Below are 21,986 nucleotides of genomic sequence, written 5' to 3' on the forward strand. Positions count from 1 at the left end.
TCAGCGGGCCGTGGCCTCCAGGACCGCTCCCACTTCAGCTCCGTACAGGTCGTCCCCGTGCCTCGGAACAAGTGATCGCAGGCCGCAGCTCTCGAAGAACTTCACACGGCGCTTCCAATCGCTCGTCCAGTCGATCCTCAAGGCGAGGTGCGTGCACCTCCGACGTCCCGCTTCCTGCGCTGTCTCGTGCATGAGCAACGTGCCGACACCGTCTCCCTGGGCGCTCGGGAGCACGGCGATCTTTTCCACGTAGCACTGCAAGCCGAGCAGGCCCGAGAACTCGCCGAACAGCTCCCCGTCGTACTCCTGGTTGAACCGGACCTGGACAGCTCCGACAACGCTCCGAGCATCGTCTTCAGCCACTGCCAGCTCATCGGACCACCAGTGCGGCGGACGGCTCCGGTAGTCGTCCGCGCGCATGCCCACCTGGTTGAACACGTTCCACACGTCCATGCCCAACCTGGCCTTGCTCCTCGCGTCCGGCCATCGCACGTCGACCATCGCCCCGCCGTTCCTCGTGCCCGCAAAGGAGTCAGACACTACAGCGACCTCTTGGAGGGTCAGCGGGACGAGCAAGTGGCGACGTGCCGACCGTTGTGAGGTCTACTTGACCTGCGTCGGCAGCTTGTAACCTTCTCGACGCCATCGGTATCCCTCTACGTCCGTGTACTCGATGACAGCACTGTAATCGACTGAGAACCCGGCCTTGGCGAACGGCGTGAGATCGATGATTTGGCGCATGGGTTCCTTCCATTCATCTCCAGGTCGGAGCGCGCTTCGAGTCGGCCAACCCGTCAGCGGCGGCATCACCACTAGCTCACCTTGAAGGCCGATAACCCGCAGGTCAACCACTGGATACTGGCTGTCATTGCCTACCAGTAGCTCCCAGCGATTCTCGGGTGTCTGCCGCAGCTCGCTGTAGACAAGCACGGCGTTGGCTCGCTGCCGCCTGTAGTCCCTCTCGGCGGCGTCTTTCGTACCTTGTCTAGCGATCCAGAGCGCCGCAACCACCGCCGCGACACTGCCGATGGCACCACCCCACTGGCCTGCGGCACCCCACCAGTCCGCGCTCTTGCTGGTGAACCATCGGAGTACCGACAACAGCCACGGACCGAGCGCCAGGACGAACACAACCGTCGCCATCATGGCTATTGCGCCCCACCACAAGATTGTTAAGCGCCGGGGCACCGAGGAACGTGTCGTCATCCGGCGGATTAAAACACGATCACCGCGCAGGACTGACCACAGGCCCCTTGCCCTGACCTACAACCCGATGCCGGCCACCGCGTTGTCCGCCCACTGATCCACGGTGCGCATGTAGTCGTAGAGCACCGGCGAGTTGGGGGCGTGGCCGGTGTGCTGGCTGATCGTCTTGGCGTCGTGCCCTGCCCGCCGCGCCTCGGTGGCCAGTCCCGCGCGGGCGGAGTGGCCGGTGAAGCGCACGGTGATGACCGCCCGCTCTCCCGCCGTGGTGATGATGGTCCCGACGGACTGGGCAGCCAGGCCGCCAAGAATGCGCCCGTGCCGGTCGATGCGCCGGAAGGCCGACCCTCGCTGATGCCGGACGCATCGAGCCACGCACGCCAGGCCCGTACGGGGCAGGTGCTCTCGTGCGAGCCGTACGGGACGGCCACGGTGCGCCCGCCGGTCTTGCCGGACCGGATGGTGATCACGAGGCCCTCCGCGTGTTCCACCACGTCGGAGACGAGCAGGGTGGCCACCTCGGAGCGGCGGCCCGCGATGGAGAACGCGATCAGCACCACGGCGCGGTCCCGGATGCCGGTGAGGGTCTCGGGGCACGCAGCGGAGATGGCACGCAGGTGCTTGACCTCCATCGCCGGGGCCTTCCCCGGCCGCGCTTCTCCCCTGCCCCGGTGAGCCGACGCCGGTAGCCGTTCAGCGCTGCCCTGGCGGCCTCTGTGGCGGCCTTGAGCGGCTTCGCGCCGCGTTGGCGGAGGCCGACCACGGCACCGGCCAGGCGGCGGTCCACGGTCGTGGGGGCAGCCTCCTGACGCTCCAGCCACACGACGAAGCCGACGAGCGCCCCGGCGGTCGCGGAGTCCTCCGGGATGCCCAGCTCGGTGACGTACCGCGTCCAGACCTTCCAGTCGGTGGCGTAGGCGCGCTGGGTGTTCGCGGGCCGCTGGGTGCGGACGTACTCATGGACCGCCACGTCGAGCGCGGCGAGGATTTCCTCCGGAGTGGCGGGGGGGCGCCGCTGGGGGTCACTTGAACCAGATCCTGACTCACGATATGGCAACTTCTCATGAGTCATAAGCTCACCCCTGCTCGCTCCGCAGTTCATGGTTCGGCTGAACACGCTGAAACGCAGAGGCCCAGGGACGCGATCTTGGGAGGTGCCCGAAGCTCCCCAGAGACACCGCCTCCGCGCGACAGCGCAGCCACTGAGCAGGTCCCGTCGTTCCCGGCTGTCCCCGGCCGAAAAGATGCAAGCGCCGCTCGCCGAGCACAACTGGCAGGCAGATATCGCACGCGGACAGGTGGCCATCACACGCGGTCAGGCCATCATCGCCGCGATCACAGCGATTGCAGCAGTAGGTGCGGTCATCTTCTCCGCCCTGACCGTAAACGCAAGCCAGGAAGGGCAGTACACCGAACGCTTCAACAAAGCGATCGAGCAACTCGACAAGTCGGGCTCAGACCACCTGCAAGCCCGTCTCGGCGGCATCTACGCGCTGGAGCGGCTAGGCAAGGACTCTGCTCGCGACCAGCCCGTCATCATCGAAGTTCTGTCCGCCTTCATCCGCTCAACTACCCCAACGCGATCAGCGGACTGGCCTTCCACGGCCGCAAAGTGTCCTGATAAGCCGGTGGCTACCGACGTTCAGGCGGCCCTCACCGTCCTAGGCCGGCGGGACGTTCGCAATGACAAGGACGTGTACCCCGATCTCAGCGGCGCGTGCCTCCGCCAGGCGAACCTGCAAGACGCGTACCTAGCGGGAGCCAACCTGTCCAAGGCCGACTTGGGCGGATCGAACCTGTCCGGCGCTTGGTTGACCGCGGCCAAGCTCAGGCAAACGGGGTTCGAGTCCCAGAACGCTCCCTACACGAGCCTCTACAAAGCGAACATGATCGAAGCGGACTTGTCGGGCGCGAAGTTCGGCGGCGCTTACCTCGGCGGCGCAGATCTCACCGAGACCAAGCGCGATGGCGACACGTCCGTTGACGGCGCTATCACCACGCACGAGACCAAGGGCAAGTGGTGGTAGTCGACTCTCCCATGAACCGCCGCAGCGTCTCACCAGCAGACGCTGCAACAACCTTTGCCGCGATGCTTGGCCTGTTGCGCGGTCACCGTCTCCTGTGGGCTGAGCTTGTGGCCGCGTTTGATCGAGTTGCGCACGCCCTGCTGGTAACCGGAGCAGTTCTCGTCACGGTGGAAGTTCCGCCCTTTGCGCGTGATCATGCCCATCGTCTCGGGCGGCGGCCACGGCTGTTCGAGCTGATATCCCCACCCCTGCGCATCGTCCGTCATGCCGTGCAGGTTCCCACGACTACGTGACGACACAACTGTTCGCGCTCGGGTGGACGATCACGACACGCCGGATGGATAGTGCCACCTGATGGGATGCTCAAGGTCTGATGGCGCGATGGATACTGGGTCCGATGAGCAGCGGGCCAAGATCGATCGTGGTGAGCAACGTCTTGGCGCGCCTGCGTTCCTCACTCTCGCGCCGTGTACAGCTTCGCGGTGCCTTTGCGCGGCCGGGCCGGCAGCTGCCGCGGCGACTGCGTGCCCCGCGTAGACGGCCCTCGGCCGGTCATGACCGGCCGCCTTCACGGCCACCAGCGCGTTGCCGGTCTGCTCGGCGGCCACGAGCTCGGTCAGGACCGCCTGGTACCCCTTGATCGCCGCGCGCAGCGTGTCGAGATCGACCCCTGGAGCAGCGAAGAAAAAGGACGAATTCGCGGGGGCCGCGAACTCGTCCTCTCACCGGTCCTTCGTCAGCCGGCCTGCTGCTGCTGGGACGGCAGCCGTCCCTCGGCCATCCGCTTGAGCAGGTCCTTGCGCAGCCACAGCAGGTACGCCCACACCAGTGCGAAGATCACGCCGATCACGCCGAGGGCGGGCAGCAGGACCCACGTCGCGATCAGCAGCACGTGCAGGCCGATCAGCACGCCGATGGCCCACGGGCGGCGGACGAACGCGCACAGCGCGATGAAGGCGACGATGAAGCCGAACGTCACCCAGCCCACGAGCGAGGTGACGCCGCCGTGCAGCTTCGCGATGACCGGCAACGCCAGCGCCACGACGATGACTTCGAGGATCAAGGTGCCCGCCATGATGCCGCGGAACGCCTTCATCGGGTCCTTCTTCGGTGCCGGCACCGGGTTCTCGCTCATGCCGGTTCCTTTCCGAACAACGCGCGGGCCTCACCGGCGGTGACGACGGAGCCGGTGACGATGACACCGCCGCCGGACAGCTCGTCCTCGGTGAGGTGGATGGCCTCGTCGATCGCGTCGACCAGGCGGGGGCGGACCTCGAAGCGGTCCTCGCCGAAGATCGGCACGGCGAGACCGGCCAGCACGTCCGGGTCCATGGCGCGCGGCGACGAGTTCGTGGTGATGACCAGTTCGGACACCACCGGTTCGAGCGCCGAGAGGATGCCCTCGGCGTCCTTGTCCGACATCACGGCGACGACGGCCACGAGCTTGCGGAACCCGAACTCCGACTCCAGCGCCTTGGCCAATGCCGCGGCGCCGTGCGGGTTGTGCGCGGCGTCGACGAAGACGTTCGGCGCGGAGCGGACCCGTTCCAGCCGGCCCGGTGAGACGACCGTCGCGAAGCCCTCGCGGATCGCCTCGACGTCGAGCTGCCGGTCGGTGCCCGCGCCGAAGAACGCCTCGACCGCGGCCAGCGCCAGCGCCGCGTTCGCCGCCTGGTGCTCCCCGTGCAGCGGCAGGAAGATGTCCTCGTAGACCCCGCCGAGGCCCTGCAGCGTCACGAGCTGGCCGCCGACCGCGACCGAGCGGGAGACGACGCCGAACTCGCTGCCGAAGCGCGCGACCGTGGCGTCGACCTCGGCCACGCGTTCCAGGACGACCCGCATCGCCTCGGGCGTCTGCTCGCCGATGACGGCGACCGAGCCGGGCTTGATGATCCCGGCCTTCTCGGTCGCGATGTCCTCGATCCGGTTGCCCAGGTACTCGGTGTGGTCGATCGAGATCGGCGTGAGGATCGCGATCTTCGCGTCGGCGATCGAGGTCGCGTCCCACGTGCCGCCCATGCCGACCTCGACGACCGCGACGTCGACCGGTGCGTCGGCGAAGGCGGCGTAGGCCATGCCGGTGAGCACCTCGAACTTGCTCATCCGGATCTCGGACCGCGCGTCCACCATCGCGACGTACGGCTCGATGTCGCGGAAGACCTCGACGTAGCGCTCGGGGCTGATCGGCTGGTTGTCGAGGCTGATCCGCTCGGTGGCCAGCTGCAGGTGCGGGCTGGTGTAGCGGCCGGTGCGCAGGCCGATGCGCGCGAACAGCGCGTCGACCATGCGCGACGTCGACGTCTTGCCGTTCGTGCCCGTCAGCTGCACGACCGGGTAGCTCGTCTGGGGGTCGCCCAGCACGTGCGCCAGCGCCTTGATCCGGTCCAGCGACGGCTCGAGCTTGGTCTCGGGCCAGCGCTGGTTGAGCTCGTTCTCGACGTCGAGGAACTCGTCGAGGTTGGTGTCCATCGGTTACTTCTCCGGCAGCGCGGCCAGGCGCTCGTTGATGCGGGTGATGTCGGCCTCGGCGGTGGCCTTGCGCTCCTCGATCTTGGCGACGACGTCGGCCGGCGCCTTGGCGAGGAAGCCCGCGTTGCCGAGCTTGCCCGAGGTCTGGGCGAGCTCCTTCTGCGCTGCCGCGAGGTCCTTCTCGAGGCGCTTGCGCTCGGCCACGACGTCGATCGCGCCGGACAGGTCCAGCTCGACCTTCACCGCTCCCTTGGGCAGGCCGACCTCCAGCGTGGCGGAGACGGTGAAGTCCTCGCCCGGCTCGGTCAGGCGCGTCATCGAGCGGACCGACGGCACCTGGTCGGTCAGGCCGACGCAGCACGCGCCGCGGACCTTGCCCGCGACCTTCTGCCCCGGCTTGAGGCCCTGCTCCGAGCGGAACCGGCGGATCTCGGTGGCCAGCTTCTTCAGGCCCTCGACCTCGGCCTTGGCGTCCGCGTCGCGCTCGGCACCGGAGGCCTGCGGCCACGCGGCGACGACGAGCGACTCCTCGCCGGTGAGCGTGGTCCACAGCGTCTCGGTGATGAACGGGACCGCCGGGTGCAGCAGGCGCAGCAGCGTGTCGAGGACGTGGCCCAGGACCGACTGCGTGGCCTCGACCCGGCCGTCGGCGATCTGGACCTTCGCGATCTCCAGGTACCAGTCGCAGAACTCGTCCCAGGTGAAGCTGTACAGCGCCTCACAGGCGCGGGAGAACTGGAACGCCTCGAAGTTCGTGTCCACCGTGGACACGAGGGCGTCGAGCTCGTCGAGGATCCAGCGGTCGGCCGCCGTCAGCTCGTCGCGGGCGGGCAGCGGGCGGGCCACCGTCGCACCGTTGGAGAGGGCGAACCTGGTGGCGTTCCACAGCTTCGTGGTGAAGTTGCGGGAGCCGGCCGCCCACTCCTCGGCGACGGCCATGTCCGAACCGGGGTTCGTGCCGCGCAGCAACGTGAACCGGGTGGCGTCGGCGCCGTAGCGCTCCATCCAGTCCAGCGGGTCGATGCCGTTGCCCTTGGACTTCGACATCTTCTTGCCGTGCTGGTCCCGGATGAGACCGTGCAGGAAGACGTGGTCGAACGGCTGGACCTCGTCCATCGCGTACAGGCCGAACATCATCATCCGGACGACCCAGAAGAACAGGATGTCGTAGCCGGTCGACAGAACGCTGGTCGGGTAGAACTTCTTCAGGTCCTCGGTGGAGTCCGGCCAGCCCAGCGTCGAGAACGGCCACAGGCCCGAGGAGAACCAGGTGTCGAGGACGTCCTCGTCCTGGCGCCAGCCCTCACCGGTGGGCACCTCGTCGTCGGGTCCGACGCAGACGACCTCGCCGTTCGGGCCGTAGAAGACCGGGATGCGGTGGCCCCACCACAGCTGGCGCGAGATGCACCAGTCGTGCAGGTTGTCGGTCCAGTCGAAGTAGCGCTTGTTCAGCTCGGCCGGGTGGATCTTGGTGCGGCCGTCGCGGACGGCGGCGGACGCCTTGGCCGCGATGCCCTCGACCTTGACCCACCACTGCAGCGACAGCCGCGGCTCGACGACGGTGTTGCAGCGCGAGCAGTGCCCGACGGAGTGGACGTACGGCCGCTTCTCCGCCACGATCCGGCCCTCGGCGCGCAGCGCGGCGACGATCGCCGGGCGCGCCTCGAAGCGGTCGAGCCCGAGGAACGGGCCGGGCACGGTGATGGTGGCGCGGCCGTCCATGACCGTGAGGTTCGGCAGGCCGTGGCGCTGGCCGATCTCGAAGTCGTTCGGGTCGTGCGCGGGCGTCACCTTGACCGCACCGGTGCCGAACTTCGGGTCGACGTGCGCGTCGGCGACGATCGGGATGCGGCGGCCGGTCAGCGGCAGCTCGACCTCGGTGCCGATCAGGTGCCGGTAGCGCTCGTCGTCGGGGTGGACGGCGACCGCGGTGTCACCCAGCATCGTCTCGGCGCGCGTGGTCGCGACGACGATCGACGCGTCCCCGTCGCCGTAGCGGATCGAGACGAGCTCGCCCTCGTCGTCGCTGTGGTCGACCTCGATGTCCGACAGCGCCGTCTGGCAGCGCGGGCACCAGTTGATGATCCGCTCGGCCTGGTAGATCAGACCGTCGTCGTACATCTTCTTGAAGATCGTCTGGACGGCGCGCGACAGCCCCTCGTCCATGGTGAAGCGCTCGCGCGACCAGTCGATGCCGTCGCCGAGCCGCTTCATCTGGTCGAGGATCTTGCCGCCGTACTCCTCCTTCCACTCCCAGACGCGCTCGACGAACTTCTCGCGCCCGAGGTCCTGCCGCGACAGGCCCTGCTTCGCGAGGTCGCGCTCGACGGCGTTCTGCGTGGCGATGCCGGCGTGGTCCATGCCCGGCAGCCACAGGACCTCGTAGCCCTGCATGCGGCGGCGGCGCGTCAGGGCGTCCATCACGCTGTGGTTCATCGCGTGGCCCATGTGGAGGCTGCCGGTGACGTTCGGCGGGGGCAGCACGATCGTGAACGGCGGCTTGTCGCTCTTGACGTCCGCCTCGAAGTACCGCCGGTCGACCCACCGCTGGTACAGCTCCGCCTCTACCTCCGCCGGAGTCCACGCGGCGGGGAGGTCAGGACGCTGGGTTGCGGTGTCGAGTTCAGTCACAGCTGACAAGTCTACGGAGGCGTGGCTATCGACTTACACCGAGATACCTGCTAACGGACGGGCGAGCCCCTAAGATCCGCGGGCTGTGAGCATTCCTGGGGGAATCGAAGACCATCCCGACCTGAAGGACGACGCCTGGCTCCGCGCGGCGAACAGACGCGCGAAGCAGGACATCCGCAGGCAGCGCAGACAGGCCCGCATGCGCAGGCACGGCGGCAAGGTCGTGTCCGCGGTCGCGCTCGTCGTCATCGTCGGCGTGGTCGTGGGGCTGTACAGGGCGGGCACGTTCGGCGAGCTGTCGATGCCGGACCTGCGGGGTTCCCACAAGGGCGTCGACACCGCGCAGCCGTACGCGCGGACACCGGCCGAGAAGTGGGCCGACGGGGAGGCCGGGATCGTCGCGCCGGACCAGGACCCGCGGTACGCGCCGATCTACGAGGCGGCACGCGGGGCGATCATCGCCGCGCACCTGGACCCGAGGATGGTGGTCGAGCGCGACCGGGCGCCGTTCCTCGCGCTGCTCGCACCCGAGGTCGCCGACCACTTCGAACCGGTGCAGGACACGGTCCTGTGGACGCGCACCAAGGCGGGCACGGCGTTGCTGCCGGTGCCGGTCAAGGTGGACGGGCGGATGTGGCCGGGCCAGGACGAGAACGGGCTGCCGGTCGTGCACACCAGCTACCGGTTCGCCTACGCGTTCGAACCGGGCGAGATGCGGAACTCGCTGTTCGAGCAGACCGACCTGCTCGCGATGGTCCGGGCGGACGTGGACTTCCAGCTCGACGCCGAGGGGCTGTGGGTCACCAGGGTCGACGGCTACCACTACCTGATGGCCTGCCAGGCGTCGAAGGACGGCTACCTGGCGCCGATGTTCACCGAGAAGCGGCAGCGGGACGACGGGGGCAGCGAGCGCGGGCCCGACGAGTGGTTCGCGTCCGACGCGCCGATCCCCACCGAGAGCGGGTGCCACTGATCACTCGTTCAGAGGTGCCGATCGACCGTGACGGCGATCACAATTGACCGTCACGGACCGTTCAACCCCTTGGGGCCCGTGATGGCGACGCCGCCGCGTTCTTCGGGGGCGCTGGCGGCGCCGACGTCCATCGGCGTTGAATGAAGGACATGAGCAGCAAGCCTCCGCAGCACGACGTCGACGAGTCCGCGCTCGAAGTGTCCACGCCGAAGAGCTGGGCAGCGGGTGTTCCGGGTGTCCTCGTCTCGCTCGACCGCGCGGTCGAGCAGATGGGCGTGACCCGGACGGTCAAGACGTTGCGCCTGCTCAACCAGCGCGAGGGGTTCGACTGCCCCGGCTGTGCGTGGCCGGAGCCGCAGGGCCACCGCAAGATGGCGGAGTTCTGCGAGAACGGCGCGAAGGCCGTGGCCGAGGAGGCGACCAAGCGCCGCATCGGGCCGGAGTTCTTCGCCGCCCACTCCCTCGAGAGCCTGCGGACGAAGACCGACTACTGGCTCGGGCAACAGGGCCGGATCACCGAGCCGATGGTCCTGCGACCCGGTGCCACCCACTACACGCCCATCGACTGGGACGACGCGTTCACGCTCATCGCCGACGAGCTGACAGCGTTGTCAGCGCCGGACGAGGCGATCTTCTACACCTCCGGCCGCACCAGCAACGAGGCCGCGTTCCTCTACCAGCTGCTGGTCCGCTCGTTCGGCACGAACAACCTGCCGGACTGCTCGAACATGTGCCACGAGTCGTCCGGCTCCGCGCTGAACGAGACCATCGGCATCGGCAAGGGCTCGGTGTCGATCAAGGACTTCGACCTCGCCGACCTGATCGTGGTCATCGGCCAGAACCCCGGCACGAACCACCCGCGCATGCTCAGCGCGCTGGAGGACGCCAAGAAGAACGGCGCGAAGATCATCGCGATCAACCCGCTGCCGGAGGCGGGCCTGATGCGGTTCAAGAACCCGCAGAACGTCGCCGGCGTCGTCGGCCGCGGCACCGCGCTGTCCGACGAGTTCGTGCAGATCAAGGTCGGCGGCGACCAGGCGCTGTTCCAGGCGGTCGGTCACCTGCTGCTGCGGTGGGACAAGCTCGACAAGGCGTTCATCGCCGCGAAGACGCACGGGTTCGAGGCCTACGCCGAGAGCCTGCGCGAGCTCGACTGGGACCGCGTGCTCACCGCGACCGGCCTGACCCGCGAGCAGATCACCAGGGTCGCCGGCATGTTCGTCGACTCGCAGCGCACGATCGCGTGCTGGGCCATGGGCCTCACGCAGCACAAGCACAGCGTGCCGACGATCCGCGAGATCACGAACGTGATGTTCCTGCGCGGCATGATCGGCAAGCCGGGTGCGGGCCTGTGCCCGGTGCGCGGCCACTCGAACGTGCAGGGCGACCGCACGATGGGCATCTACGAGAAGATGCCGGAGAAGTTCCTGCTGGCGCTGGAGAACGAGTTCGGCATCTCCGTCCCGCGCAAGCACGGCTTCGACACCGTCGACGCGATCAACGCCATGCGCCACGGCCGCGGCAAGGTGTTCATCGCGATGGGCGGCAACTTCGTCAGCGCCACCCCGGACACCCCGGTGACCGAGAAGGCGCTGGAGCAGTGCTCGCTGACCGTGCACGTCTCCACGAAGCTCAACCGCTCGCACGTCGTGCACGGCCGCACCGCGCTGATCCTGCCCGCGCTGGGCCGCACCGAGAGCGACGTGCAGCACTCCGGCGAGCAGTTCGTGACGGTCGAGGACTCGATGTCGGTCGTGCACCGCTCGCGGGGCCGCCTGGCGCCCGCCTCCGACCGGCTGCTGTCCGAGGTCTCGATCGTCTGCCGGCTGGCGCGCAAGGTGCTCGGCGCCGCGCACCCGGTCGCCTGGGAGGAGTTCGAGAAGGACTACGACGTCATCCGCGAGCACATCGCGCGCGTCGTGCCGGGCTGCACCGACTACAACACGCGCGTGCGCCAGCCGGACGGTTTCGTGCTGCCGCACCCGCCGCGCGACTCGCAGGAGTTCGCGACGGCCACCGGCAAGGCCAACTTCACGGCGAACGAGCTGACCGTGCTGGAGGTGCCGGAGGGCCGGCTGCTCATGCAGACCCTGCGCAGCCACGACCAGTACAACACCACGATCTACGGCCTGGACGACCGCTACCGGGGCGTCAAGGACGGCCGGCGCGTGGTGTTCGTCAACCCGGACGACCTCAAGGCGCTCGGGTTCTCCGATGGCCAGATGGTCGACATCGTCTCGGAGTGGAAGGACGACCCGACGGGCGTCGTCGAACGCCGCGCCGAGTCGTTCCGGATCGTGTCGTACCCGACCGCGCGCGGGTGCGCGGCGACGTACTTCCCGGAGGCGAACCCGTTGGTGCCGCTGGACTCCAAGGCCGACATCTCGGGTACGCCGACCTCCAAGTCGGTGGTCGTGCGGCTGGAGCCGGCGGCCTGATCAGGCGTGCCGGACCCGGACGGACAGCCGTAACCGGCGCCGCTCGGGTTCGGCCGCGGGTTCCTGCTCGGTCTTCCTGACGAGCCGGCGCGCGGCGGCGTCGGCCTCGAAGTCCTGCTGACGGGACTTCGCGATTGCGAACACGTGGTCGTGCGGGATCATGCGAGCTCTCCTTCGAGTCGGTTGGTCACTCGGGTGCGACCGTGTGGCTCAGGAAGAACCGGACCGCCCGCGCGCCCTCGGGGCGCAGCCCGGGGTTCAGCTTGCGCTCGCCGTACTTCTCGAAGACGGCCCGCAGCTCCTCGACGAGGGCGACGGCCTCCTCGGGGGTGACGAACTTGACCGTGCCCTCGGTGCCGATCGCCGGGCGCCACTCCGCGGGCATCCGGTCGAACTGGCGCAGGCTCGACCGGATGCGTTCGAACTCCTGGTCCAGGTAGGCCATCGACGCCGCCTCGGCCGCGAGCGCCGCCTCACCCTCCAGGCCCTCGGTCGAGATGGCCTGGCGCTTCGGGACGATCTTCCACGGCTTCTGCCTGCCCGGCCCCTCGACCTCGTCGACGAAGCCGTACTTGGCCAGCATGTTCAGGTGGTACGAGCAGCTCGCGACGCTCTCACCGAGCACCGCCGAGCACTGGGTCGCGGTCTGCGGCCCCTGCTCGGTGAGCAGCTGGAGCACCTTCCAGCGGAACGGGTGCGACAGCGCCCGGAGCGCCTTGAGGTCGGTGATGGGAGCGTCGGTCATGACACGACGGTACGCGTATCAAGGAACCCTTAGCAAGGTTTCTTGATATAGAAGTCTTGAGATAGCCGCGTCACCAGTCCGGCGAGTTCCGGGCCACCGCCGTGACCAGCGGCAACGACTCGATGACCGGCACCCGCAGCAGCTCGGCGGGCACGTCGGGGTCACGCACCGGCTCGACCAGCTCGCGCAGCAACGCCCCCACGACGTCGTCCGCCGTCGAGTCGATCTCGTGCGCCAGGTCGCGCAGCTGGGCGGCGGCCTCGTTGAGCACGCGCGGGCGCAGGGGTTCTTCGAGCATCAGTGCCGCCAGCCGCAGGACCCGCCGGCTCGTGCGCAACCGCAGGCTGCGCGACGCCGACTCCGGGCCGCCGGCGAGCCCCAGCCGACCGCGGGTGCGGTCGATCCACGGCTCGACCGTCTCCCGGCGCCAGATCGGGCCGGACGCGAGCTCCGCGTCCGGCTCCGGGATGCCGTGCGAACGGCGCTTGCGCCACACCGTGACGAGCTGGCGGCTCAGGCCCATGGCGTCGGCGATCTCCGCGATCCCGTAGAAGTCCCCCACGGCACCACTGTAACCAGAGATGACGACTCACGTCATCGAGAATGTCTCAGCCGCGTTCCAGCACAGCCCGCGCCGCGTTGTGGCCGCCGATGCCGCTGACCCCGCCGCCGCGCCGGGAGCCCGCGCCGCAGACGAAGACGTTGTCCACGTCGGTCTCCACGCCCCAGCGGCCGACCTCGTCCTCGCTCTCGGCGAACGGCCACGCGAGCTCGCCGTGGAAGATGTTGCCGCCCGGCAGGCCCAGCTCCTCCTGCAGGTCGAGCGGTGTGCGCGCCTCGATGCACGGCCTGCCGTCGGCGTCCACCGCCAGGCAGTCCTGCACCGGCTCGACGAGGTGGGCGTTGAGCTGGTCGAGGTAGCGCTCGACGAGCCGGTCGCGCAGCTCCTCGTTGCGGCTCTCGAACAGCGCCGCCGGCAGGTGCAGGCCGAACAGGGTCAGCGTCTCGTGGCCCGCGAGCGACGGGCCGAGGATCGACGGGTCGGTCAGCGAGTGGCAGTACATCTCGCCCGGCAGCACCGACGGCACCCGTCCGGCGGCGCTCTCCCGGTAGGCGGTCTCCAGCTGGTCGTAGGACTCGTCGAGGTGGAACGTGCCGGCGAACGCGAGCCGGGCGTCCACACCGGACTTGAGCGCGGGCAGCCTGCGCAGCAGCATGTTGATCTTCAGCTGGCAGCCGGGCGAGTCGTGGACCTCGGTGCCCCGCAACCGTCCCAGCACGGACGGGGCCACGTTCGACAGCACGAACCTCGCGTCCACCGAGGTGTCGTTGTACGCCACGGAGGCCGTCTTCCCGTCGGCTTCGACGGAGGTCACCTCGGCGCCGGTGACGATCTTCGCGCCGGCCGCGCGCGCCGCCCGTTCCAGCTCGGCGGTGACCGCTCCCATGCCGCCGACCGGGACCTTCCACTCCCCCGTGCCGTTGCCGATCACGTGGTAGAGGAAGCACCTGTTGGCCTGCAACGAGTGCAGCGACGAGTGCGTGCCGATCAACGCGTCGGTCGCGACGACCCCGCGCACCAGGTCGTTCTCGAACAGCTCCCGCAGCGTCGCGCCGATCGGCCGTTCGAAGACCTGCTCCCACACCCGGCCGCGCGCCACCGCGTCGACGTGCACGCGCAGGTGCTCGCGGGAGACCAGCGGCTCCAGCAGCGTCGGCGCCAGCGCGCGGGCCATCAGGTCGAGGTCGGCGTACCAGCGCTGCCAGCGCTCCCAGTCGCCGAGGTCACCGCACACCTCCTGGAACGACCGGGTGGTCGCCTCGCCCGGTGACCGCTCGACGAGCAGCCCGGACCCGCCACCGGGCGTGTAGGAGGACGCGGCCCGCGACCGCAGCGCCAGCTTGAGCCCGAGGTCGGAGACGATCCGGTCCGGCAGCAGGCTCACCAGGTAGGAGAAGCGGGAGAGCCGGGCGTCGACACCGGCCCACGGCGACGCGCTCACCGCGGCGCCGCCGACGTGCGGGAGCTTCTCCAGCACGGTCACCGACCGGCCGGCCCCGGCCAGGTACGCGGCGGCCACGAGCCCGTTGTGGCCGCCTCCCACGATCACGACGTCGTCCATGCCCCGAGATCCCTCCCACGTAGCCTGGTCGTGGGGAACATAGCGGTCCGAAGGAGAGGTGCACATGGGCCGAGTGACGGTGCGCCGGGCGGTCGAGCGGGTGTCGCCGGGTGACCGGCGGCGGCGGGTCGACGCGCTGGCCGCCGAGGAGCCGATGGAGCTGCGGGTCAACGGGCGGGCGCTGGCCGTCACGATGCGCACGCCCGGCCAGGACGTCGAGCTCGCGCACGGCTTCCTGCTCAGCGAGGGCGTGATCGGGGCCGCTCAGGACGTGTCGGTCGCGCGGTTCTGCGAAGGCACCGGGCCGGACGGGATGAACACCTACAACGTGCTCGACGTCGCGCTGGCACCCGGTGTCCCGGAGCCGGACACCGGCGTGGAGCGGAACTTCTACACCACGTCGTCGTGCGGGGTGTGCGGCAAGGGCGCGCTGGACGCGGTGAAGCTCAAGACCCGCTTCTCGCCCGCCGCCGACCCGCTGCGGGTCACCCCGGAGGAGCTGACGGCGTTCCCGGACGCGTTGCGGGCCAGGCAGAAGGTCTTCTCCTCCACCGGCGGGCTGCACGCGGCCGGGTTGTTCCGCGACGGCGAGCCGCTGGTCGTGCGCGAGGACGTGGGCCGGCACAACGCCGTGGACAAGGTGCTGGGCTGGGCGGTGCTGCAGGACCTGGTGCCGCTGACCGGGTCGGTGCTGATGGTGTCCGGGCGGGCTTCGTTCGAGCTGGTGCAGAAGGCCGCGATGGCCGGGATCGCGTTGCTGGCCGCGGTGTCGGCGCCGTCGTCGCTCGCCGTCGAGCTGGCCGAGGAGCAGGGCATGACCCTCGTCGGGTTCCTGCGCGGCGACTCGATGAACGTCTACACCGGCGGGGAGCGCGTCGTTGAGGCCGCTTGACGGCGTCGTCGTGGTGAGCCTGGAGCAGGCCGTCGCCGTGCCGTACGCGACGCGGTTGCTGGCCGACCTGGGCGCCCGCGTCATCAAGGTCGAACGGCCCGGCAGCGGTGACTTCGCGCGGCACTACGACTCGGCGTGCGGCGAGGTGTCGTCGTACTTCGCGTGGACGAACGTCGGCAAGGAGTCGGTGTCGCTCGACGTCTTCCACCCGGACGGCCGGGCGTGGCTCGACCGGCTCGTCGACCGCGCCGACGTGCTGCTGTGCAACCTGTCGCCGCGGGTGTGGGACCGGCTGGGGCTGGAGCTGCCCGAGACGCTCGTGGTGGCCGAGCTGTCCGGCTACGGCTGGGACGGCCCGTACGCGGACCGCAAGGCGTTCGACGCGCTGGTGCAGTCCGAGGCGGGCCTGGTGTCGCTGACCGGCGAGGGCGACGTGATGGCGCGCGCCGGCATCTCCGTGGCCGACATCGCGGCCGGGGTGCAGCTGCACGCGGCGGTGCTGGCGGCGTTGCTGCAGAAGGCGCGCACGGGACTGGGCACCCGGCTGCGGCTGTCGCTGTTCGACGCGCTCGCGGAGTGGATGCACCAGCCGATGCTCTACGCCGTCGGCACGGGAGCCGCCGCGCCGCGGTCGGGCGCGCACCACCCGAGCATCGCGCCCTACGGGCCGGTGGCCTGTGCGGACGGCGCGGTGCACCTGGCCGTGCAGAACGACGGCCAGTGGCAGCGTCTCAGCACGCTCATCGGCCTCGCCCCGCAGGAGAGGTTCGCCACAGTGAGCTCACGGGTGGAGCACCGCGGCGAGCTGCAGGCACTGCTCGAACGGGCGTTCGCGGACATGACCGCCGCACAGCTGCTGGCCGCGCTGGACGAGGCCGACGTGCCGGCCGCGCTGACCCGCTCGATCACCGAGCTGCCAGAACACCCGCAGCTCAGCGCGTGGACGGACGTCGCGGTGCCCGGTGGTTCGGTGCGGATGCTGCCGCCGCCGGTGCGCGGCTGGGAGTGGTCACCGGGTGCGGTGCCCGCCCTCGGCGAGCACAATGACCGCGTGCTCCGCTGGCTGGGATGCTCCGACGAGGAACTGACCTCGTTGCGCGCGCGTTCCGTCTTCTGGAAACGAGGACAGGAACCTGCGCGATGAGGTGAGCATGGGGGAACCGAACCACCGCCGTCGCCGCACACTGCTGGCGGCTGTCGGCGTCGTCGTCGCGATGGCCGTCGGCACCGCCGTGTACGTCTCCGCTCACCGCGCGGCGCAGCACCAGGTCGCCACCGCCAACCGCGTCGCCACCAAGTCCGGTGCGAAACCCGCCATCCGCTTCGAGCGGGTCTACTCGTCCGCGCGCCGCCGTGAGATCACGCTCGCGTTCTTCACCCCGACGAACAAGGCCCCGCGCGGCCTGCCCATGTCGATCCTGCTGCACGGCCTGCACGGCAGCGCCCGCGACGCCGCGGTCGGCAGCCTCGCCGAGAACCTGGCCGATGCCGTCGCCAAGGGCTCGGTGCCCGCGTTCGGCTTCGTCGCGGTCGACGGCGGCGACAACTACTGGCACGAGAACGTCCCCGGCGACGACCCGATGAAGATGCTGCTCGACGAGGTCCCCACCTGGCTGCACGACCGCGGCTACGGCGACCCGTTCGCGATCACCGGGGTCTCCATGGGCGGTTTCGGCGCGCTGCTGTACGCCCGCCGCAGGGCCGAGCGCGGCGACCCGGTCACCGCGGCGGCCGCCATCTCCCCCGGCCTGCTCACGTCGTGGCCGGAGATGGCCAAGCGCAGGGCGTTCAAGAGCGAGGCCGAGTGGGCCGCGCTGGACCCGTTGCGGCACCCGCGTGCGACCGGCCCGACCGCGCTGGGCGTGTGGATCGGCGACCGCGACCGGTTCATCGTGGGCACGCGGCAGTTCATACGCGACGAACGGCCCGAGGTGGGCACGGTCAAGCCCGGCGGGCACGACGACGGCTTCTACCGCAAGATCACGCCGGACGTGGTCCGGTTCCTCGCCAAGTACGCGAAGCAGGCCGTCTAGCGCCTAGCGGGGCGTCAGCGGCACCGTCTTCGACCGGACCCACTTGAGCACCGCCGGCCACTCGCCGTAGCCCGCGTCCACGTTGATGTGCCCCGCACCCGGCACCACGTCGACCTCGATCCGCAACGACTCCGCGAGCTGCTTCCCGGCCGCCACCGGCAGGTACGGGTCGCCCTCGCCGAGCACCAGCCGCGTGTCGGTGGCCGCGCGCCGCAGCCCGGCCGGGTCGAGCGGTGCCGGGAAGAACGTCTTGATGGCGGGCTCGGGGTAGTCCGGGGCGGGCGGGGCGACCAGCAGGACGCGGTCGACGTGCGCGATGCCCTCGCGGGCCGCGTGGTGCAGCCACAGGTAGCAGCCCAGCGAGTGGGCGATGACCACCCGTTCGCGGTCGGCCGGCGCGGCGTCGAGGTGGGTGTCGAGCTCCCGCAGCCACGTGCTCAGGTCGGGCTGGTCGGGGTCGCTGAAGTGCGGCATGTCGACCAGGCCGCCGTGTTCGGCGACCGCGTGGGCGAGCTTGCTCTGCCAGTGTTCGGGACCCGAACCGGTCCAGCCGTGGATCAGGAGCACGTGGGGCAGCGACATGGCACCACCCTAGTGGCCGCCGGGTACGGGACGTGCCGGCTCTCCTGCTGGAAGCGGCGGTAGAAGCCGGTCATCAGCTCGGCGGTCGGCGCGTGGCGGACGAGGACGTCGGCGACCTGCCGCGGCACCCCTGCCGGACGCTCCCCGCGGGCGCACGCGCGCAGGAACGCGCTGTGCTCGGCGCCGCGGTGCCCGTACAGCTCGGCGGTCAGCCAGAGCACCAGGTGGGTGGCGGCGTAGTCGCGGTCGAAGCCCTGGTGCCCGGCGAAGAAGTCCGCCTCGTCCCGGGCCAGGTCGAAGTCAGCGGTCAGCGCGAGACCGAAGTCGGCGAAGTACAGCCGTTCGCCGTCGGTCAGGACGTTGCGGAAGTGGGCGTCGAGGTGCAGCAGGCCGCGGGCGTTCATGGCGGCGATCCCGGCCGCCAGCTCCCGCTCGACCATCGCGCAAGCGTTCGCGGTGGCCTCGGCGCCGGCGCGGACCTGCTGCCGCAACCAGTCGTGCAGGTCGTGCGGGAAGTGCTCCAGGAACAACGCGATGCTCGCCGTGGAGTCCCGCAGCGCCTCGATCCGGTGCCGCGCCGCCGGCGTGTCCTCCCAGTAGGCCACCGCCCCGTCGACGTCGGCCAGCTCGTCGGGCAGCGACTGCCCGAGGTGCGGCAGGACCCGCCAGTGGTGCAGCAGCGGGAAGCCCTCGTGGTCGCCCGCGAGCACCCAGTCCGTCGTCAGCTCGTGCACGGCGAGCTCGCGCCAGGCACCGAACCCCGGCGCGCCGACGAGCCCGACGCCGTAGTGGCAGAAGGCGGGCAGGCCGAAGAGGTTCGCCGTGGACCGGACGTGCTCCGGCCGCAGCTCCAGCTCGGTCAGCGGCACCCGTTTGACGAAGACCGGAACCCCGTCGACGTGCAGCAACGCCGACGTCCCGCCGATCCCCGCCCCCAGCGGCCTGGCCGCGGCCACGAGAGCGGCCAGCTCCTCGTCCCCGAGACCGGCCAGCGCCGTGGACACGGCCCCGTGAGCGGCCACCCGCGCGTCGAACGACATCCCGATCCCCCCGGAAACGCGAAAGGGCGCCGGTGAGCTCACCGGCGCCCTTCTCACGAGCGAGTACTACGCGGACTTCTCCCGACGCTCCCGGCGCGAGGGCTGCCGGGCCACGATGGTCGGGTTCACGTTCTCCTTCACCGTCTGCTCGGTGATCACGACCTTGGCGACGTCCGTGCGGCTCGGGATGTCGTACATCACCGGGAGCAGGACCTCTTCCATGATCGCGCGGAGCCCTCGGGCACCGGTCCCGCGCAGGATGGCCTGGTCGGCCACCGCCTCCAGCGCGGTCTTGGTGAACTCCAGCTCGACCCCGTCCATCTCGAAGAGCTTCTGGTACTGCTTGACCAGCGCGTTCTTCGGCTCGGTGAGGATCTGCACCAGCGACGGCTTGTCGAGGTTCGTGACGGAGGCGACCATCGGCAGACGCCCGATGAACTCGGGGATCAGACCGAACTTGATCAGGTCCTCCGGCATGGAGTCGGCGAAGTAGTCCGCCGCGTCCGTCTCGGCCTTGGAGCGGACCTCGGCACCGAAGCCCAGGCCGCGCTTGCCGACCCGGTCCTGGATGATCTTCTCCAGACCCGCGAAAGCACCGGCCACGATGAACAGCACGTTCGTCGTGTCGATCTGGATGAACTCCTGGTGCGGGTGCTTGCGGCCGCCCTGCGGTGGCACCGATGCGGTGGTGCCCTCCAGGATCTTCAACAGCGCCTGCTGCACGCCTTCGCCGGAGACGTCGCGCGTGATCGACGGGTTTTCACTCTTTCGAGCGATCTTGTCGACCTCGTCGATGTAGATGATGCCCGTCTCGGCCCGCTTGACGTCGTAGTCGGCGGCCTGGATGAGCTTCAACAGGATGTTCTCGACGTCCTCACCTACGTACCCGGCCTCCGTCAGCGCGGTCGCGTCGGCGATGGCGAACGGCACGTTCAGCATCTTCGCGAGCGTCTGCGCGAGGTAGGTCTTGCCACAGCCCGTCGGGCCGAGCATCAGGATGTTCGACTTGGCCAGCTCGACACCGTCGTCACGACCCTCGCGCCCGCGGTCGCCCGCCTGGATGCGCTTGTAGTGGTTGTAGACGGCGACGGAGAGGGTGCGCTTCGCATCGCTCTGGCCGATGACGTACTGGTCGAGGAACTCGTGGATCTCGGCGGGCTTCGGCAGCTCGTCGAGCTTCACGTCGCCGGCTTCCGCCAGCTCCTCCTCGATGATCTCGTTGCAGAGATCGATGCACTCATCGCAGATGTAGACGCCGGGGCCGGCGATGAGTTTCTTCACCTGCTTCTGGCTCTTTCCGCAGAAAGAGCACTTCAGCAAGTCGCCGCCGTCACCGATACGCGCCATGACCGCTGACCTATGTCCCCTCCGGCGCACACCTGCTGTAGTGCGCCTGCTGACTTGCTGTGGCAGTCCCACTGGCTGTGGGTGCTTCGCCCGTTCTCCTGACGGTACCCGGCCGACCCCGTTTCAGGGGAGGACCAGCGTCCCCCCGACGCCCCGATCAGGCCAGTTGCCCGGTCACATCGGCGTGTCGGCGGTTCCCGAGGGCCGGCTTCCCAGCCCTCGGGAGACGACGCTTCAGGACTTCGCGGAGAGCTTGCGGTAGGGCAGCACCGAGTCGACGATGCCGTAGTCCTTGGCCTCGTCGGCCGTGAGGATGCGGTCGCGCTCGATGCTCTCGCGAACCTCCTCCGCCGTGCGGTTGGTGTGCCGCGCGAGGGTGGACTCCATCAGGCGGCGCACGCGCTGGATCTCGTTCGACTGGATCTCCAGGTCGGACACCTGACCGTACGCGCCCTCCATGGAGGGCTGGTGGATCAGGATTCGCGCGTTCGGCAGCGCGTGGCGCTTGCCGGGGGTGCCGGCGGCCAGCAGCACCGCGGCGGCCGAGGCGGCCTGGCCGAGGCAGTACGTCTGGATGTCCGGGCGGACGAACTGCATGGTGTCGTAGATGGCCATCAGCGAGGTGAACGAGCCACCCGGCGAGTTGATGTACATCAGGATGTCGCGGTCCGGGTCCTCGGACTCGAGGACCAGCAGCTGCGCCATGACGTCGTTGGCCGAGGCGTCGTCAACCTGCACGCCGAGGAAGATGATGCGCTCCTCGAACAGCTTGTTGTACGGGTTCGACTCCTTCATGCCGTAGCTGGTGCGTTCGACGAACGACGGCAGCACGTACCGCGACTGAGGCATGTGGAACTGGCTCACTTGAGGTCTCCTAGCTGACGTCAGTTGTTCGAGTCGCCGACGGGCTGCGACCGGGTGACGACCTTGTCGACGAAGCCGTACTCCAGCGCTTCCTGCGCGGTGAACCAGCGGTCGCGGTCGGAGTCGGCGATGATGCGCTCGACCGGCTGGCCGGTGTGCTCGGCGATCAGCTCGGCCATCTCGCGCTTGGTGCGCGTCAGCATGTCCGCCTGGATCGCGATGTCCGCCGCCGTACCACCGACACCCGCCGACGGCTGGTGCATGAGGATGCGCGCGTGCGGGAGCGCCTGGCGCTTGCCGCGGGCACCCGCGGAGAGCAGGAACTGACCCATCGACGCCGCGAGACCCATGGCGACCGTGGCCACGTCCGGCTCGATCAGCTGCATCGTGTCGTAGATGGCCATGCCCGCCGTGACGGAACCACCCGGCGAGTTGATGTAGAGGGTGATGTCCTTCTCGGGGTCCTCAGCGGCCAGCAGCAGCAACTGAGCGGTGATCTGGTTGGCGATGCCCTCTTCGACCTGCGATCCCAGGACGATGATCCGCTCGCGGAGCAGCCGCTCGTACACCGAGTCGTTGAGGTTCATCCCGGCGGTGGCCGACCGCATCTCGGGGGTCG

23 protein-coding genes are annotated in these 21,986 nt (G+C 69.5%); 6 read left to right on the top strand and 17 right to left on the bottom strand.

Annotated elements, in window-relative coordinates; all coding sequences use genetic code 11:
- From AB0A63_RS35710 to AB0A63_RS35725, 4 genes are all read right to left on the bottom strand, one after another.
- Positions 1 to 576, bottom strand: coding sequence for a GNAT family N-acetyltransferase (locus AB0A63_RS35710; protein WP_360399433.1), 576 nt, complete (start codon positions 574 to 576; stop codon positions 1 to 3).
- Positions 577 to 603: 27 nt separating this feature from the next.
- Entirely contained in the window at positions 604 to 1,206 is a 603-nt protein-coding gene (locus AB0A63_RS35715; RefSeq protein ID WP_360399436.1) for a hypothetical protein, read from the bottom strand.
- 57 nt (positions 1,207 to 1,263) lie between these two features.
- A complete protein-coding gene (locus AB0A63_RS35720) occupies positions 1,264 to 1,443 on the bottom strand; it encodes a hypothetical protein (RefSeq protein WP_360399439.1) in 180 nt (59 codons plus the stop codon).
- Positions 1,444 to 1,753: 310 nt separating this feature from the next.
- Positions 1,754 to 2,173, bottom strand: a complete 420-nt coding sequence (locus AB0A63_RS35725) for a site-specific integrase (RefSeq protein ID WP_360399442.1) — start codon at positions 2,171 to 2,173, stop codon at positions 1,754 to 1,756.
- 274 nt (positions 2,174 to 2,447) lie between these two features.
- Between AB0A63_RS35725 and AB0A63_RS35730 the strand changes: the two genes are divergently transcribed.
- Positions 2,448 to 3,230, top strand: coding sequence for a pentapeptide repeat-containing protein (locus tag AB0A63_RS35730; protein ID WP_360399445.1), 783 nt, complete (start codon positions 2,448 to 2,450; stop codon positions 3,228 to 3,230).
- 29 nt (positions 3,231 to 3,259) lie between these two features.
- On the opposite strand, the gene AB0A63_RS35735 is transcribed toward AB0A63_RS35730, so the two are convergent.
- The 4 genes from AB0A63_RS35735 to AB0A63_RS35750 all read right to left on the bottom strand — a co-directional run bounded on the left by AB0A63_RS35735 (position 3,260) and on the right by AB0A63_RS35750 (position 8,330).
- Positions 3,260 to 3,496: a hypothetical protein gene (locus AB0A63_RS35735; RefSeq protein ID WP_360399448.1), complete on the bottom strand. Its 237-nt coding sequence runs from the start codon at positions 3,494 to 3,496 to the stop codon at positions 3,260 to 3,262.
- Positions 3,497 to 3,966: 470 nt separating this feature from the next.
- Complete coding sequence (locus tag AB0A63_RS35740; protein ID WP_360399451.1) at positions 3,967 to 4,365, bottom strand: DUF4233 domain-containing protein; 399 nt, start codon at positions 4,363 to 4,365, stop codon at positions 3,967 to 3,969.
- Positions 4,362 to 5,699 carry a folylpolyglutamate synthase/dihydrofolate synthase family protein gene (locus AB0A63_RS35745; RefSeq protein ID WP_360399454.1) on the bottom strand — a complete coding sequence of 446 codons (1,338 nt, stop codon included), beginning with the start codon at positions 5,697 to 5,699 and terminating at the stop codon, positions 4,362 to 4,364. The genes AB0A63_RS35740 and AB0A63_RS35745 overlap by 4 nt, the downstream gene beginning before the upstream one ends.
- A gap of 3 nt (positions 5,700 to 5,702) precedes the next feature.
- Positions 5,703 to 8,330, bottom strand: a complete 2,628-nt coding sequence (locus AB0A63_RS35750; RefSeq protein ID WP_360399457.1) for a valine--tRNA ligase — start codon at positions 8,328 to 8,330, stop codon at positions 5,703 to 5,705.
- Positions 8,331 to 8,415: 85 nt separating this feature from the next.
- Between AB0A63_RS35750 and AB0A63_RS35755 the strand changes: the two genes are divergently transcribed.
- On the top strand, positions 8,416 to 9,303 hold the full coding sequence (locus tag AB0A63_RS35755; protein WP_360399460.1) for a hypothetical protein: 888 nt from the start codon (positions 8,416 to 8,418) through the stop codon (positions 9,301 to 9,303).
- A gap of 149 nt (positions 9,304 to 9,452) precedes the next feature.
- The gene (locus AB0A63_RS35760) at positions 9,453 to 11,741 is read left to right on the top strand and encodes an FdhF/YdeP family oxidoreductase (RefSeq protein ID WP_360399463.1); all 2,289 of its coding nucleotides are present in this window, start codon (positions 9,453 to 9,455) and stop codon (positions 11,739 to 11,741) included.
- Here the strand turns inward: AB0A63_RS35760 and AB0A63_RS35765 are convergent, their stop codons facing one another.
- From AB0A63_RS35765 to AB0A63_RS35780, 4 genes are all read right to left on the bottom strand, one after another.
- On the bottom strand, positions 11,742 to 11,903 hold the full coding sequence (locus tag AB0A63_RS35765) for a hypothetical protein (RefSeq protein ID WP_360399466.1): 162 nt from the start codon (positions 11,901 to 11,903) through the stop codon (positions 11,742 to 11,744).
- Between the two features lie 25 nt (positions 11,904 to 11,928).
- On the bottom strand, positions 11,929 to 12,486 hold the full coding sequence (locus AB0A63_RS35770; RefSeq protein ID WP_360399469.1) for a helix-turn-helix domain-containing protein: 558 nt from the start codon (positions 12,484 to 12,486) through the stop codon (positions 11,929 to 11,931).
- 70 nt (positions 12,487 to 12,556) lie between these two features.
- Entirely contained in the window at positions 12,557 to 13,048 is a 492-nt protein-coding gene (locus tag AB0A63_RS35775) for a hypothetical protein (protein WP_360399472.1), read from the bottom strand.
- 46 nt (positions 13,049 to 13,094) lie between these two features.
- Positions 13,095 to 14,609: an NAD(P)/FAD-dependent oxidoreductase gene (locus AB0A63_RS35780; RefSeq protein WP_360399475.1), complete on the bottom strand. Its 1,515-nt coding sequence runs from the start codon at positions 14,607 to 14,609 to the stop codon at positions 13,095 to 13,097.
- A 64-nt stretch (positions 14,610 to 14,673) separates the two neighbouring features.
- Between AB0A63_RS35780 and fdhD the strand changes: the two genes are divergently transcribed.
- Genes fdhD through AB0A63_RS35795 form a run of 3 tightly spaced genes read left to right on the top strand, consistent with a single transcriptional unit; the run spans position 14,674 to position 17,534 of the window.
- Positions 14,674 to 15,501, top strand: a complete 828-nt coding sequence (gene fdhD / locus AB0A63_RS35785; RefSeq protein ID WP_360399478.1) for a formate dehydrogenase accessory sulfurtransferase FdhD — start codon at positions 14,674 to 14,676, stop codon at positions 15,499 to 15,501.
- Entirely contained in the window at positions 15,488 to 16,645 is a 1,158-nt protein-coding gene (locus AB0A63_RS35790) for a CaiB/BaiF CoA-transferase family protein (protein ID WP_360399481.1), read from the top strand. Before fdhD ends, AB0A63_RS35790 begins: the two co-directional genes overlap by 14 nt.
- A 7-nt stretch (positions 16,646 to 16,652) precedes the next feature.
- A complete protein-coding gene (locus AB0A63_RS35795) occupies positions 16,653 to 17,534 on the top strand; it encodes an alpha/beta hydrolase-fold protein (RefSeq protein ID WP_360399484.1) in 882 nt (293 codons plus the stop codon).
- Between the two features lie 3 nt (positions 17,535 to 17,537).
- Here the strand turns inward: AB0A63_RS35795 and AB0A63_RS35800 are convergent, their stop codons facing one another.
- The 5 genes from AB0A63_RS35800 to AB0A63_RS35820 form a co-directional block, all read right to left on the bottom strand.
- Positions 17,538 to 18,116 carry an alpha/beta fold hydrolase gene (locus AB0A63_RS35800; RefSeq protein WP_360399487.1) on the bottom strand — a complete coding sequence of 193 codons (579 nt, stop codon included), beginning with the start codon at positions 18,114 to 18,116 and terminating at the stop codon, positions 17,538 to 17,540.
- A complete protein-coding gene (locus tag AB0A63_RS35805) occupies positions 18,092 to 19,156 on the bottom strand; it encodes a hypothetical protein (protein WP_360399490.1) in 1,065 nt (354 codons plus the stop codon). The genes AB0A63_RS35800 and AB0A63_RS35805 overlap by 25 nt, the downstream gene beginning before the upstream one ends.
- 66 nt (positions 19,157 to 19,222) lie before the next feature.
- Positions 19,223 to 20,503 (bottom strand): ATP-dependent Clp protease ATP-binding subunit ClpX, encoded by a 1,281-nt coding sequence (gene clpX, locus AB0A63_RS35810; RefSeq protein ID WP_360399493.1) that lies wholly within the window; start codon positions 20,501 to 20,503, stop codon positions 19,223 to 19,225.
- Between the two features lie 234 nt (positions 20,504 to 20,737).
- A complete protein-coding gene (locus tag AB0A63_RS35815) occupies positions 20,738 to 21,367 on the bottom strand; it encodes an ATP-dependent Clp protease proteolytic subunit (protein ID WP_281249469.1) in 630 nt (209 codons plus the stop codon).
- A gap of 20 nt (positions 21,368 to 21,387) precedes the next feature.
- Complete coding sequence (locus tag AB0A63_RS35820; RefSeq protein ID WP_053735683.1) at positions 21,388 to 21,975, bottom strand: ATP-dependent Clp protease proteolytic subunit; 588 nt, start codon at positions 21,973 to 21,975, stop codon at positions 21,388 to 21,390.
- Between the last annotated feature and the right edge of the window lie 11 nt (positions 21,976 to 21,986).

The organism is Lentzea sp. NPDC042327 (genome assembly GCF_040647275.1).
Taxonomy (GTDB): Bacteria; Actinomycetota; Actinomycetes; order Mycobacteriales; family Pseudonocardiaceae; genus Lentzea.

What these genes read in the sequence shown, in the direction of transcription:
- AB0A63_RS35745 (WP_360399454.1), bottom strand. Translation starts at nt 5,699, where the DNA reads ATGGACACCAACCTCGACGAGTTCCTCGACGTCGAGAACGAGCTCAAC.
- AB0A63_RS35800 (WP_360399487.1), bottom strand. Translation starts at nt 18,116, where the DNA reads ATGTCGCTGCCCCACGTGCTCCTGATCCACGGCTGGACCGGTTCGGGT.
- AB0A63_RS35805 (WP_360399490.1), bottom strand. Translation starts at nt 19,156, where the DNA reads ATGTCGTTCGACGCGCGGGTGGCCGCTCACGGGGCCGTGTCCACGGCG.
- AB0A63_RS35765 (WP_360399466.1), bottom strand. Translation starts at nt 11,903, where the DNA reads ATGATCCCGCACGACCACGTGTTCGCAATCGCGAAGTCCCGTCAGCAG.
- AB0A63_RS35730 (WP_360399445.1), top strand. Translation starts at nt 2,448, where the DNA reads ATGCAAGCGCCGCTCGCCGAGCACAACTGGCAGGCAGATATCGCACGC.
- AB0A63_RS35820 (WP_053735683.1), bottom strand. Translation starts at nt 21,975, where the DNA reads ATGCGGTCGGCCACCGCCGGGATGAACCTCAACGACTCGGTGTACGAG.
- clpX (WP_360399493.1), bottom strand. Translation starts at nt 20,503, where the DNA reads ATGGCGCGTATCGGTGACGGCGGCGACTTGCTGAAGTGCTCTTTCTGC.
- AB0A63_RS35770 (WP_360399469.1), bottom strand. Translation starts at nt 12,486, where the DNA reads ATGACCGACGCTCCCATCACCGACCTCAAGGCGCTCCGGGCGCTGTCG.
- AB0A63_RS35795 (WP_360399484.1), top strand. Translation starts at nt 16,653, where the DNA reads ATGGGGGAACCGAACCACCGCCGTCGCCGCACACTGCTGGCGGCTGTC.
- fdhD (WP_360399478.1), top strand. Translation starts at nt 14,674, where the DNA reads ATGGGCCGAGTGACGGTGCGCCGGGCGGTCGAGCGGGTGTCGCCGGGT.
- AB0A63_RS35780 (WP_360399475.1), bottom strand. Translation starts at nt 14,609, where the DNA reads ATGGACGACGTCGTGATCGTGGGAGGCGGCCACAACGGGCTCGTGGCC.
- AB0A63_RS35740 (WP_360399451.1), bottom strand. Translation starts at nt 4,365, where the DNA reads ATGAGCGAGAACCCGGTGCCGGCACCGAAGAAGGACCCGATGAAGGCG.
- AB0A63_RS35735 (WP_360399448.1), bottom strand. Translation starts at nt 3,496, where the DNA reads ATGACGGACGATGCGCAGGGGTGGGGATATCAGCTCGAACAGCCGTGG.
- AB0A63_RS35760 (WP_360399463.1), top strand. Translation starts at nt 9,453, where the DNA reads ATGAGCAGCAAGCCTCCGCAGCACGACGTCGACGAGTCCGCGCTCGAA.
- AB0A63_RS35715 (WP_360399436.1), bottom strand. Translation starts at nt 1,206, where the DNA reads ATGACGACACGTTCCTCGGTGCCCCGGCGCTTAACAATCTTGTGGTGG.